Here is a 12229-nt window from a genome sequence, read left to right on the forward strand (position 1 = left end):
AAAAGTTCCATAAATACAATCGTGAAGAAGGAGTGCTCCATATGAATTCAAAGAATAAAAAAGTATTATTATTAACGGACATTGAACACGGAATAGAGCCTATTATCCAACAAGTAACCAACATTCAACAAGAAAACATGTTGACTATACACAGCTATGATTCTGTAATTGTACATCCTTATGGAGATATAATGAGATCTGTTATTATTGCTATTTATCAAGAAAATGTTGAAGAGATTTTTGTTGTAGGAATAGAGGATAAAGAAACTGATGTAGTTAATCTACAAATTCAACGTGACTCCATAAAAAATAACAGAGAAATAGAATATCTCTTTAAAAATTGCATGCCTGAATTTTCAAGTGGTAGCCTTAATGCATGGCTAAGTGGACAAGAAAATGTTAGTGAAAATATTGAGAAGAGTATAGATATGATTCGTCATCATCCGTTAATACCTTCTGATATTAAAGTTCATGGTTTCATGATTGATAGAACAGGTGAAAAAGAAATGGTTGTTAAAATTCCTACTAATAAAATAGTTGAAAAAGTCAATTAAACTATTAAAGACAAATAAATTCTTATGTATAAATTACTGTTATATAATGAAATTTAATATGTTTTAAGAATTAGAAGGGATAGTTATGCAAAATAAAATTATCGTTATGTTTCAAAAAGATTTTCGTTTATATGATAACCCAGCTTTATTTGAGGCTGTTCAGTCTGGTGAGGTTCTTCCGGTATATGTACAAGATGAAACTTTTTCAATAGGAAGTGCATCAAAGTGGTGGTTACACCATGCTATAATAGATGTCAAAAAGCAACTTGAGGCATTGGGATCTACTTTAATAATTCGCAAAGGAAATACGCTGGAAGAAATACTTTCTCTCATAGAACAATTAGGTATAACGGCTGTATATTGGAATATTTGTTATGATCCAGATAGATTACAATGTAATCAAAAAATGAAAATAATGTTAGAAGAGAAAGGTATTATTTGTAAGGAATTTAATTCGCATTTATTATTAGAACCGTGGATTATTAAAAAGAAAGATAACACTGAATATAAGGTGTTTACGCCTTTTTACAATGCATTTCAAAAGCAGGAAATACCTAAGCCTATTAGTAAAGTGCAGCGTATAAAGGGAGGAAGCTCTTTACCAGCAAGCTTATCTGTTTCAGAATTACATTTGCTGCCGACTATACCGTGGACATCCCATATTGAATCAATATGGGAGCCTACAGAAGAAGGGGCATACAAAGCATGTAAGAAATTTTTCTCTAGCAAATTAGCCTCTTATAGTGAAGGAAGAGACTTTCCAAATCAAAATGCTCATTCGATGTTGGCACCATATCTTTCATTTGGCCAAATATCAGTGAGGTGGATGTATCATTACTTAATCAATAAAAGTACCGAAAGACAATGTAGTCTTTTTGAAAAACAAGTGAATAGTTTTATACGTCAATTCATTTGGCGAGAGTTTTCTTATTATTTACTATATCATTATCCATTTACAGTATATAAACCTCTTAATAAGAGCTTTGAACATTTTCCATGGAATAATGAAGAGGAGTTATTAACAGTATGGCAGAAGGGTGAAACTGGTTATCCGTTTATTGATGCGGGAATGCGGGAACTATGGCAAACAGGTTTTATGCATAATCGAGCAAGAATGGCTGTAGCCTCTTTTCTTGTAAAGCATTTGTTAATTCCGTGGCAAGAAGGAGCAAAATGGTTTTTGGATACATTACTAGATGCTGATATTGCAAATAATACAATGGGGTGGCAATGGGTTGCTGGAAGTGGAGCAGATGCATCACCGTACTTTCGTATTTTTAACCCCATCACACAAGGAGAAAAGTTTGATAAAAATGGAGAGTATATAAGAAAATGGGTACCAGAATTAAAAGATATGCCGAATAAATATATACATAAACCTTGGGAAGCACCTGAGCATATTTTACAAAAGGCCAATATAAAGCTTGGTCATACATATCCTTTGCCAGTTGTTGATCATAAGGCCGCACGGGAGAGAGCCCTTTGTGCATATAAAAGTATGAAAGAGTTCGTATAAAATAGATTAAACAATATGTATTTGAAATTTAAATATTAGAATTTTATCCATTACAAGGACATACTAATCATATAAAGTTTCTATAATCTTCTAGTAAAAAGGAGAATGTTTATGAAAAAGTCTAGTATTCTAGTATTTTTACTAACATATGGTTTGTTTTATGTTTCTAGTATTTTATTTCCTATTGATCGCACTTGGTACGATGCGCTAGAAAAGCCGTCTTGGACACCTTCTGGTATGACAATCGGAATAATTTGGGCTGTATTATATGGACTTATTGCATTATCAGTTGCAATTATTTACAACAAATATGGATGTAAGCCAAAAACATTTTGGTTTGTATTCCTTTTAAATTATATGTGTAATCAAGCGTTCAGCTACTTTCAATTCAGTCAAAAAAATTTATTTTTAGCAACAGTAGATTGTTTACTAGTCGCTATTACTACGTTACTTCTCATAGCGGTTTCTTCCAAATTATCTAAAGTATCGACATGGTTGCTAATTCCATATTTTTTATGGTCCGCATTTGCTACATATTTATCTTGGATAATTTATAGTATAAATTAAAGACGTAAATAAAAACTTGAGCATAATAAAAATGCTCGAGTTTTTATGTTTATTAATGGTAATCTAAAATATAGAATATATACATCTTAGGGAGGTCATCTTTTTGAAGAAATGGATAAAAATTATTCTGTACTCTTTACTAGGTATTTTACTTATAGGAAGTATTACGTTTTTGACTTGGTCACAGTTTACTTATAAACCGACGAAAGAGGCTTTGTCGTTAGTAGATGGTAAAAATGATGAAGATCATATAGTTTTTGGAGAGAAAGGTGCTAAAGTAGGGGTTATTTTTTATCAAGGTGCTAAAGTAGAAGCTGAGGCTTATAGTTACTTAGGGGAAGCTCTTGCAAAAGATGGGCATTTTGTAGTAATGCCTAAGTTACCATTAAATTTAGCGATATTTGGAATCAATGCGGTAGACAGTGTAATGGAACAGTATCCTGCAGTTCAAAAATGGTATGTCGCAGGGCATTCAATGGGGGGAGCTATGATTTCTAAGTATGCCTTTCAACATGAAGACAAGGTAGACGGGATCATTTTCTTAGGTTCGTATCCTGCAGATGACTTCTCTACAAAATCGATTCCGATGTTATCAATTTATGGGGAAGTAGATGCTTTAGCAACTGTAGAAAAAATAGAGAACAATAAAAAGTTAATGTCAAAGAATACAACTATGCACATGATAAAAGGCGGAAACCATGCTCATTTTGGCATGTATGGTGAGCAAAAAGGTGATAATGCAAGCTTAATTACGCCAAAAGCACAACGAGATGAAACAGTAAAGGTAATGGAAGAATGGCTATTAAAACAGTGATAGCGAATGTAATAAATTGATCGAAAGAATTCTCCTTCCTCAAGCGATAGCCCAACGGTAGAGTAGGTAAGAGAGAGAAAAACTGGAAACAAAGAGCCAACTCATAAGAGTGGGCTCTTTGTTTATATACTATCTTCTACTAGTTTTCTTATTTTCTCCGGAATGTCTTTTTCAGAAATAACTTCGTAAGAATAGACATACTTACCTTTTACATGGATTTTTAAGTAAGTTTTTCTTATAAAATCATTAGGAGTATTCGTTCCTACTGTATACTCTTCTTCATTTCCAGATTCATCAATGCCTTTTAACGAGTATATAGCTCTACCGTTCGTATGATAATCGGGAACACCATATCCTTCCGCAACGGCATATACATTTTTCTCTTCAGCAAGTGGATTTAATATGTCTAGATCCCCGCGTAACATGAAGGGGAGTAAGTATATAAGAAGGCCTATTCCTATTATGCAAAGTATAAATTTCTTCATAATTGTTTCTCCTTTTGTTCATTTACATGATTCAGTATAGAAAAAAATTCTTATGAATTTAGAAGTGAATTTCTTAAGTTTTTCTTAAATAGGTTTTTAAAGGAGGGATAACATTGTATGGTTATTCTCTTGTGCAAATCGTGTTATGAGCTTAGATTTGCAATGATAAATGTTTTTTCATTAGATAATTACTTTACCAATAATCGAGATGTTTGCGGATACATTTATTTTTGGGATACATAATTATATTTAGAGAATACCCAGTTACAGTATTTGAATTTTTAATAAGAAGGGATGCGAAGGAATGAACTCACAGAGACAAGGCTATGCAGGCTGGTGGCAAGGCGGACACGGTGGTTGGCCGGGTGGACACGGTGGTTGGCAAGATGGACATGGTGGTTGGCAAGGCGGACACGGTGGTTGGCAAGGTGGACACGGCGGTTGGCCGGGCGGACATGGTGGCTGGCAAGGTGGACACGGTGGTTGGCAAGGTGGACACGGCGGTTGGCCGGGCGGACATGGTGGCTGGCAAGGCGGACATGGTGGTTGGCAAGGTGGACACGGTGGTTGGCAAGGCGGACATGGTGGTTGGCAAGGTGGACACGGTGGACACGGTGGTTGGCAAAGTGGACATGGATATTAAAAAGATACTATAAAATCATTTTTTTATGCAAAGTTTGTATATTTTCATTTGTATAGTAAGGATATAGTGAAAACAGCAAAGAAATCCTGTGAAGTAAGGATTCTATCCGTAAAATTAAAGCAGTGGAAATGTCAAAAGAACAAAAGACACCGCTTTTTATTATTCAAGGAGAAAGAGACTATCAAGTTCAATCGAAAATCGAAATCCCTCTTTGGAAAGAACAATTAAAAGAACGACATAACATTGATTATCGACTATATCCAAAGTTAAATTCCTTATTTACAGAAGATTATGGAGAAATAAGTAAACCGGATGAATATTATAATTCTGCTAATATCTCTGAGTATGTTATAAATGATATTGCTACTTGGATGCAAGGAAGATTGCAATTAAATTAGCAACCATATGTTTTAATAAAGACTTTCTTTCTGTAATCAAAATAGAAACATTTTTATTAGGTTATATGTTTTTTAAAAGCACTCTTTGAAAAGGAGTGTTTTTTGATTTTGATTTAATTAACGAAAAAAGTATCTTGTACTTCTTTTGTAACTTTTTCTAAATAGAAATTTTCTATAAAATAAGGGGCTTGCCTTCCAAACAAATCGTTATTTGTAACACTTTTATCAAAGCAAATTTCTCGTGACATTTCTTTGATATTCAAAAACATTAATAACCTATTGTGTGAAGTTTTTTGAAAATTTAGGTTTAACATCTTTAAAATAGGTGTATTACATATTACATAACAACTAAATAAGAAAATAAAAAATCTAAGGGAGGAAAAATATAATGCATAAGAATGAAAGAAAACCGGTAGTTCATGAATATGAAAATGAACAGGAAGTAGTTATGAAAGTAAAAGAGCTAGAATTGCAAGGGATTCGCCAAGATGACATTTACGTCTTAACACATGAAAAACATCTAACAAAAAAGATTGCGGATGATACAAACACAAATACGATTGGAGTAAAAGAACAAGGATTGGGTACAAGTATTATCAACTTTTTCTCCAAAAAAGGGGACGAACTCCGAAATCAAATGGAGGAAATGGGGTTGTCGAAGGAGGAAGCTAACTTATATGAAGAAAAACTAGATCAAGGGAGAATTTTACTCCTAGTAACAGCTGAAACACCAACGGCAAGTGATAGGCAGCCGCAAAACTATCATTCTCTCTAATAGATTGCAACATCTGATAAATAGATAAGTTAATTATTTTAGGTTGTAGCATGGAAGAAAATAAAAGTAGAGAAGGGTGAGAAAAATGAAACATACAATATTTAAATATGCTGTGATTGGGATTACGACCGGAGTCATGGTCTCCCTGTTAAAAAAAGGAAATCGGAAAGCTATACAAACAAAAGGAAAAAGAGTAAAAGACAAACTACAAGAAGGAAACATAAAGGAAACATTAGAGAAAGTAACTGAGACAAGTAAACAATTCTCTGTAACTGCAGCTAATGTTGCAAAACAAACATTACCACAACTGCTTACAGCCACACCGGTTGTCATTTCTACTATTAAAGATTTAACAGAAAACGAAAATAACAAAAAGAAAAAAGATGAAAAGGATAACGAAATAAATCAAAATAGTAAGGACATAGACGGAGAAAAAACGAAAAATGAAAAGAAATATATGAAAGAAGAGAAAGAAGAGAGTGCCTAGATTGAATTCTAAAAAGAGAAAGTGAGGAAAAAGTATGAAATCTCTGTATGCAATTGATGTAGGAATTGGCTTTACCAAGCGGGCATATCGACAGGATGTAGATTCTGAGGTGACGATTAAGAGTGAAGTTTCCACACTAGCCCCTGTACCTAACCATGCTGAAAGTGAAGATTTAACAAAGGTGAGTTTTATAGACTTAGACTTTGCATACTACATGGGAAATGAAGCGCATCAATCTGACGCTTCATTTCTTCCTCCATTTGACGAAGAAATAGAAAATTATTATGAAAGCGAACAGTTTAAACAACAAATATTTGGTTGCATTGCAAAGGATTATAAAGAAAATGTCGTGTTACCTTTAGTTGTGACCGGGCTTCCCGTTACTTGTTTTGGTAGTCAGCATGAGCAATTACAAAATGTATTAAAAAAAGAAACTTCCGTGCAAATTGATGGGAAATTTATTAATATTACGGTGGAAAATGCTTTGATTCTTCAGCAACCGGTCGCTTTACATGCCTATTTCTTAAAAGAGGGAATCATTCAGGAACGAGATCGTATCTTAATTATTGATGGTGGATTTCGTACATTAGAAATGACAGATATGAAACAGAATGTCATTTTAAATCATTATGAGACAGAACTAGGATGTAGCAAGCCTTTGAAAAATATTAAGAATATCCTGCAGAATCATGCGGGTGAAAGTAATCAATTGCATATTAACGACATGCCAAAAATATTAGAAAAAGGATATGGAGGTCGAGAAGAAAATCATGAGACAAGTCAGGTTGATACTTTGATTCAAAAAGAGTTGGATGCACACTTCCAAGACGTTATGCGTGTATTACAAGAACAATTTAAGTTAGACCAGTATGAAACTATTATTTGGACAGGAGGAATAGTAGATATCCACAAAAAACGAATTGAAAAAATGCAAGGTGAAATTTCTTCTTTCCGTATGGTAGACGCTTCGAAAGAGGCTGCACTTCATGGATACTATATGATTGGAAGTCAAGTATTTGAGGACATCACCAATCAATCTGCATATGAATCTAAATTATAATAACGACCGAAATAGAGTTCGTTGAATAGACGTGCTAAATTATGTGGCTTCTTTTCCACATATAAATAAGAAAAGATGAAAAGTGCTTGTATAGAGGAAATGTTTAAAATTGAGAATAAAAATAACTAATATATAGGGGGTCTTCCTTGTAATAGAAGAAGACCTCCTATGCCATTTAGCTTGTAATTTAGATGATCTAAAAACTTTTCCTCCAAGACATGAATACCTACATACAAATTTCATATTACGGATATTATTCGATCAAACATAAAACTATTCAGAAAGGAAGAATAATATGGAATGCATAAAAATGCCGAAATGGAATTGGTATCATGTGAAAACTAGTGAGCTTGAAAAACTTTCTTCTATAATCCCTCGTGATGTAATATCTTATTTCTCTCAATTTGTAAAGAAAATAAGTTCTCCTTGTGAAAATGGCTTATATGTTTATACGTTATCACCAAGTCAAACTTGTGTATATGGTTCTTTTTTATATGATCAAGATAAAAAAGACGCCAAAATTCAAAAATTTCTTCATTATTTCGTAGCTCATGAAGTACTGATAACGGTCCAGGAAAAAGAGGAAGAGGATTTTCAAGAATTAATACATAATTTCCCGGTGGGTACAAAAAATTGTAATAGTTCCGCTGAAGGAGTATGTACTATCTTATCAATGTTTATTTCTCACTATTTGCGAGAGGTTGACTATTTTGAAAACAATTTCAGAAATGTATTATGGGATTTTTATCATCATAATAACATAGCAGTTTTAGAAAGAATTTATCATATTCGTCATGAATTATTTATGAACACACATGTGTTTCGCTTAATACAAGAAGTGTTACAAGGCTTGGAGGAAGCTTGGTTAGAAAATATAACAAAAACTCTTTGTTATAAACAAACACACTTGAAATTAGAGCGTGGATTACAACTTGTTAAAGAGTACCAAGAAGAATTAGACACGATGATTCATTTACAAGAAGTTGTTTCTTCTCATCGTGGGAATGAAATTATGAAAGCTCTTACTGTATTAACGGCTGTGAGTACGCCTTTGACAGCCTTAGGAGCATTGTGGGGGATGAATTTTAAATACATGCCTGAACTAGAATGGAAATATAGCTATTTAATTGCTCTCTTATTTATTATTTTTACAACGGGAGGTATGTATATGTATATGCGATTTAAAGGATGGACAGGTGATTTATTACAAGTAAAGAAAAAGAAATCTTTTTTTAAATCTAATTAATCCTGTTTATAAAAAATATGATAAATATTAACCTAGATATAAGGTTAGTAATATTTATTAATGGGGGGAGTGCCATATCCCCATCAAGTTAAAGTTTTGATGTCCCCGCATTTAAAAAGATGCTCTTGGATAAATCCAGGAGCATCTTTTTAAATGCGGAGTAGTGCACCACTGTAATCAATTTAAAGAATCGAAATCTTCCATAACGAAATTTTTATTCATTTTTAAATGGTGATATTGAGATGTTAGGTTGATAAACCTCTATTAGTTTCGAATTGAATATTCTTCTTACCAGCTAAAATGTATAGATTAGCTTTTTTTAGGTCTCTTAGGTGGATTGTTATATTACTATCAAGATAATATTTTGAATAATCCTCAAAACAAAGAAAAGTTTTGTCAGAAAAAAATAAAATCTTATTAATTTTTATAATTAGTTGAATTTTTATAGAAATAATCCTCTTAATATATTAAAATAACATCGTATTATGTCTGATTTTAATTAGGGGAGAGAAATTTTATGTTGAAAAAAATTATTCCAGTTGCTTTAGCAATAAGTACAGTTACTTTTACTAGTGTATTTGCTGCGCCTTCAGCCCAAGCAAGTACAGAACCAAACCGCTACATAGATGTGCAAATGCTCGGTATTAACGATTTTCATGGGCAACTAGACACTGTAAAAAAAATTAACAATAAAGATGCAGGGGGAATTGAGTACTTAGGGGCTTATTTACGTGATCGTGAAAAACAAAATCCGAATACATTAAAGGTACATGCTGGCGATGTTGTTGGAGCAAGTACTCCTGTTTCAGCATTATTACAAGACGAACCTACGATTGAATTTCTAAATGATTTGAAATTCGATGTTGGAACTATAGGAAATCATGAATTTGATGAAGGTGTTGCGGAAATGAACCGCCTTATTTATGGTGGATACCATGAGAAAACAGGGGATTTTAAAGGAGCAAAATTCCCATATGTTGCTGCAAATTTCTATAATAAATCCACCGGTCGTTTATTTTTACCACCATTTACTATAAAAAAGGTACAAGGAGTTCCTGTTGGATTTATCGGAGTCGTAACAACGGATGTTCCTAACCTTGTTATGCCTACTATGCTAAAGAATGTAGAAATTACAGATGAAGTTGAAGCTATTAACAAATCAGTAAAGCAATTAAAAAAACTAGGCGTTAAATCTATCGTTGTTCTTGCGCATAACGGAGGTACAACAGATGGGAACGGCGTAACAAATGGTGATATCGTCCGATTAGCAAATGAGACTGATTCAGAAGTCGATGTTATTTTTGGTGGGCATAGCCACACCTATGTAAATGGAACTGTTAATAATAAACTTGTCGTACAAGCAAATTCTTATGGTATGGCTTTTGCTGATGTTGATGTAAAGATTGATCGTAAAACAAAAGATATTGTTGAGAAAAAAGCAGAAATTGTTACAACTTACCATGAAGGCATGGAGCCTGATAAAAAAATAAAGAAGAAGATGGAGAAATATCAAGCAAAAATCGCACCTCTTGTTAATGAAGTTGTAGGTAAGTCTATTGCTCCACTAGATCGCAAACTCAATACGGCTGGTGAATCTACTCTTGGAAATTTAGTTGCTGATGCCCAGCGTACAACAATGCAATCCCAAATTGCACTTATGAATCCTGGTGGTATTCGTAATGACTTAGATGCTGGTGATATTACATGGGGAGAGATATATGGTATTCAACCATTCGGAAATCAATTAATAAAAGTAAATTTAACAGGCCAAGACATTCGTGATATTTTAAATCAACAATGGCAAAAAGACATAACAAGAATGCTTCAAATTTCAGGGATCCAATACACTTGGGATGCGAACAAGTCTAATGGAGAAAAAGTAACAAGTATTCGCTTAACAAATGGAGAAGAAATCATTCCTTCTAAAACTTACAGCGTCGTTGCTAACGCATTTCTAGCTTCAGCTGGAGATGGATTTGTATCCTTTAAAAACGGTAAAGATGCTGAAACAGGACCAACTGATTTTGAAGCATTAGTAGATTATATAAAAAAATCAAAAGAACCAATTCAGTCTGTTATTGATGGAAGAATTCAAAGAATAAATTAGTTTTTTATTAATCTCAAAAACAAATAGATTACCTGTGCGCTATATTTTTTAGTGTGCAGGTAATCTATTTTTTTGCGCTTTCGGGCACAGATGCTACTTCAATCCTATTATTATAGAAGCGATTTCGAATGTAAGAAATTTGTAAGGGATAGGTAAGGAAAAAGAGATTTTCAATATGTAGGATAAAAATATGAGGAGGCATGAAAGGGGGGAATAAGTACGGCCTACATATAAAACAATCAGTAACAAGAGTGTTTTGTGAAAATAATGAGTACAATGATTGCAAATGCATTGTTGCCTTTTCATCATTGGGAGAATTGATAGCTGTGTGGTTCGTATATGACACTGCTATCAACTATCTATACAATTTTAATAGAAGAGAGGAATTCTTTATGAAAACACGCAGTAAAATTACATGTGCAAGTCTAGCACTTTTAATAGCTGGAAGTTCCCTGTTATACATAACACCAGGCTCAATTGTAAAAGCAGAACCCGCGCAAAATGTATCTAGTTCGTTACAAACAAGTACTCAAAGCGATCGTACTTCCGTTAAGAAAGCAATGCGGGATACACTGCAACTTGGATACCCGGGAATACTCGCTCAAATTTCTAAGGGTGGTAAAACTTGGAGTTATACCGCTGGGGTAGCAGATCTGAGAACTAAGAAACCAATGAAAGCAGATTTTCGCTTTCGTATTGGCAGTGTGACGAAAACGTTCATTGCAACAGTTCTACTTCAATTATCTGGAGAGAACCGTTTGAATCTAGATGACTCCATTGAAAAATGGTTGCCTGGTGTCATTCAAGGAAACGGATATGATGGTAACCAGATTACGATCCGGCAAATATTGAATCATACAAGTGGTATTGCTGACTATATAAATTCAAAAGACTTTGATATTACGGATATAAAAAAATCGTATACGGCTGAAGAATTTGTAAAGATGGGGATTTCTCTTCCTCCAGACTTTGCTCCAGGGAAGGGTTGGTCTTATTCAAACACAGGATACGTAATACTAGGGATCCTTATCGAAAAAGTAACAGGAAACAGCTATGCGGAAGAGGTTGAAAATCGGATTATTGAACCGCTTGATTTGTCAAATACATTCCTACCTGGCAATTCAAGCGTGATTCCAGGCACCAAGCATGCTCGTGGCTATTTGCAACTAGACGGAGCAAGTGAGCTAAAAGACGTTACTTATATTAATCCAGGTAGCTCGGATGGAGATATGATTTCTACTGCTGACGACTTAAACAAATTCTTCTCTTACTTACTCAGTGGCAAATTACTGAAGGAACAGCAACTAAAACAAATGCTTACTACAGTTCCTACAGAAAGAGAGGGAACTGGATATGGTCTTGGAATTCTTGAAATTAAACTTCCGAACGGTGTCTCGATATGGGGACACAGGGGTGCCGTTCCAGGGTTTTCTACTTTTGCTGGTGGAACACTTGGAGGCAAACGTACATTTGCTATCAATTCGAACAGTTTAAACATTAATAATCCGGAATTTTTTAAAAACATTTTACTTGCTGAATTTAGCAAGTAGGCAAAAAGGAAAACGGATAAATTTTGT

Annotated in this window: 13 protein-coding genes and 1 pseudogene; 12 read left to right on the forward strand and 2 right to left on the reverse strand. The window is 33.9% G+C overall.

Annotation, left to right across the window (positions count from 1 at the left end):
* Positions 1-41: 41 nt before the first annotated feature.
* The 4 genes from QEP67_RS12190 (at position 42) to QEP67_RS12205 (ending at position 3451) form a co-directional block, all read left to right on the forward strand.
* On the forward strand, positions 42-554 hold the full coding sequence (locus QEP67_RS12190; RefSeq protein ID WP_001086238.1) for a carbonic anhydrase: 513 nt from the start codon (positions 42-44) through the stop codon (positions 552-554).
* 85 nt (positions 555-639) lie between these two features.
* The gene (locus QEP67_RS12195) at positions 640-2070 is read left to right on the forward strand and encodes a deoxyribodipyrimidine photo-lyase (protein WP_001179989.1); all 1431 of its coding nucleotides are present in this window, start codon (positions 640-642) and stop codon (positions 2068-2070) included.
* 111 nt (positions 2071-2181) lie between these two features.
* Complete coding sequence (locus tag QEP67_RS12200; protein WP_000749773.1) at positions 2182-2637, forward strand: tryptophan-rich sensory protein; 456 nt, start codon at positions 2182-2184, stop codon at positions 2635-2637.
* A 103-nt stretch (positions 2638-2740) separates the two neighbouring features.
* Positions 2741-3451, forward strand: a complete 711-nt coding sequence (locus QEP67_RS12205; RefSeq protein WP_000758808.1) for an alpha/beta hydrolase — start codon at positions 2741-2743, stop codon at positions 3449-3451.
* Between the two features lie 122 nt (positions 3452-3573).
* Here QEP67_RS12205 and QEP67_RS12210 read toward each other — a convergent pair whose 3' ends face one another.
* On the reverse strand, positions 3574-3936 hold the full coding sequence (locus QEP67_RS12210; protein ID WP_000713517.1) for a YxeA family protein: 363 nt from the start codon (positions 3934-3936) through the stop codon (positions 3574-3576).
* A gap of 304 nt (positions 3937-4240) precedes the next feature.
* Here QEP67_RS12210 and QEP67_RS12215 point away from each other — a divergent pair, with 304 nt between their 5' ends.
* Entirely contained in the window at positions 4241-4579 is a 339-nt protein-coding gene (locus QEP67_RS12215) for a hypothetical protein (protein WP_064473334.1), read from the forward strand.
* A gap of 98 nt (positions 4580-4677) precedes the next feature.
* Positions 4678-4977: pseudogene (locus tag QEP67_RS12220) on the forward strand (hypothetical protein); the annotation flags it as partial.
* A gap of 113 nt (positions 4978-5090) precedes the next feature.
* On the opposite strand, the gene QEP67_RS12225 reads toward QEP67_RS12220, so the two are convergent.
* Positions 5091-5246 carry a hypothetical protein gene (locus QEP67_RS12225; protein ID WP_064473419.1) on the reverse strand — a complete coding sequence of 52 codons (156 nt, stop codon included), beginning with the start codon at positions 5244-5246 and terminating at the stop codon, positions 5091-5093.
* Between the two features lie 119 nt (positions 5247-5365).
* On the opposite strand from QEP67_RS12225, the gene QEP67_RS12230 reads away from it, so the two are divergent.
* The 6 genes from QEP67_RS12230 (at position 5366) to QEP67_RS12255 (ending at position 12202) form a co-directional block, all read left to right on the forward strand.
* On the forward strand, positions 5366-5752 hold the full coding sequence (locus QEP67_RS12230) for a general stress protein (protein ID WP_048566116.1): 387 nt from the start codon (positions 5366-5368) through the stop codon (positions 5750-5752).
* Between the two features lie 85 nt (positions 5753-5837).
* Entirely contained in the window at positions 5838-6239 is a 402-nt protein-coding gene (locus QEP67_RS12235) for a hypothetical protein (protein ID WP_048566117.1), read from the forward strand.
* 34 nt (positions 6240-6273) lie between these two features.
* A complete protein-coding gene (locus QEP67_RS12240; protein ID WP_064460016.1) occupies positions 6274-7299 on the forward strand; it encodes a ParM/StbA family protein in 1026 nt (341 codons plus the stop codon).
* Between the two features lie 295 nt (positions 7300-7594).
* Positions 7595-8545 carry a magnesium transporter CorA family protein gene (locus QEP67_RS12245; RefSeq protein ID WP_000388887.1) on the forward strand — a complete coding sequence of 317 codons (951 nt, stop codon included), beginning with the start codon at positions 7595-7597 and terminating at the stop codon, positions 8543-8545.
* A 517-nt stretch (positions 8546-9062) separates the two neighbouring features.
* Complete coding sequence (locus QEP67_RS12250; protein WP_000913744.1) at positions 9063-10652, forward strand: 5'-nucleotidase C-terminal domain-containing protein; 1590 nt, start codon at positions 9063-9065, stop codon at positions 10650-10652.
* Positions 10653-11044: 392 nt separating this feature from the next.
* The gene (locus QEP67_RS12255) at positions 11045-12202 is read left to right on the forward strand and encodes a serine hydrolase domain-containing protein (protein ID WP_033658834.1); all 1158 of its coding nucleotides are present in this window, start codon (positions 11045-11047) and stop codon (positions 12200-12202) included.
* The last annotated feature ends 27 nt before the right edge of the window (positions 12203-12229 follow it).

It is taken from the genome of Bacillus cereus group sp. MS39, from assembly GCF_040448665.1.
In the GTDB taxonomy this organism is placed as follows: Bacteria; Bacillota; Bacilli; order Bacillales; family Bacillaceae_G; genus Bacillus_A; species Bacillus_A wiedmannii.

What these genes read in the sequence shown, in the direction of transcription:
- QEP67_RS12240 (WP_064460016.1), top strand. Translation starts at nt 6,274, where the DNA reads ATGAAATCTCTGTATGCAATTGATGTAGGAATTGGCTTTACCAAGCGG.
- QEP67_RS12195 (WP_001179989.1), top strand. Translation starts at nt 640, where the DNA reads ATGCAAAATAAAATTATCGTTATGTTTCAAAAAGATTTTCGTTTATAT.
- QEP67_RS12215 (WP_064473334.1), top strand. Translation starts at nt 4,241, where the DNA reads ATGAACTCACAGAGACAAGGCTATGCAGGCTGGTGGCAAGGCGGACAC.
- QEP67_RS12200 (WP_000749773.1), top strand. Translation starts at nt 2,182, where the DNA reads ATGAAAAAGTCTAGTATTCTAGTATTTTTACTAACATATGGTTTGTTT.
- QEP67_RS12235 (WP_048566117.1), top strand. Translation starts at nt 5,838, where the DNA reads ATGAAACATACAATATTTAAATATGCTGTGATTGGGATTACGACCGGA.
- QEP67_RS12190 (WP_001086238.1), top strand. Translation starts at nt 42, where the DNA reads ATGAATTCAAAGAATAAAAAAGTATTATTATTAACGGACATTGAACAC.
- QEP67_RS12255 (WP_033658834.1), top strand. Translation starts at nt 11,045, where the DNA reads ATGAAAACACGCAGTAAAATTACATGTGCAAGTCTAGCACTTTTAATA.
- QEP67_RS12230 (WP_048566116.1), top strand. Translation starts at nt 5,366, where the DNA reads ATGCATAAGAATGAAAGAAAACCGGTAGTTCATGAATATGAAAATGAA.
- QEP67_RS12245 (WP_000388887.1), top strand. Translation starts at nt 7,595, where the DNA reads ATGGAATGCATAAAAATGCCGAAATGGAATTGGTATCATGTGAAAACT.
- QEP67_RS12210 (WP_000713517.1), bottom strand. Translation starts at nt 3,936, where the DNA reads ATGAAGAAATTTATACTTTGCATAATAGGAATAGGCCTTCTTATATAC.
- QEP67_RS12225 (WP_064473419.1), bottom strand. Translation starts at nt 5,246, where the DNA reads ATGTTTTTGAATATCAAAGAAATGTCACGAGAAATTTGCTTTGATAAA.
- QEP67_RS12250 (WP_000913744.1), top strand. Translation starts at nt 9,063, where the DNA reads ATGTTGAAAAAAATTATTCCAGTTGCTTTAGCAATAAGTACAGTTACT.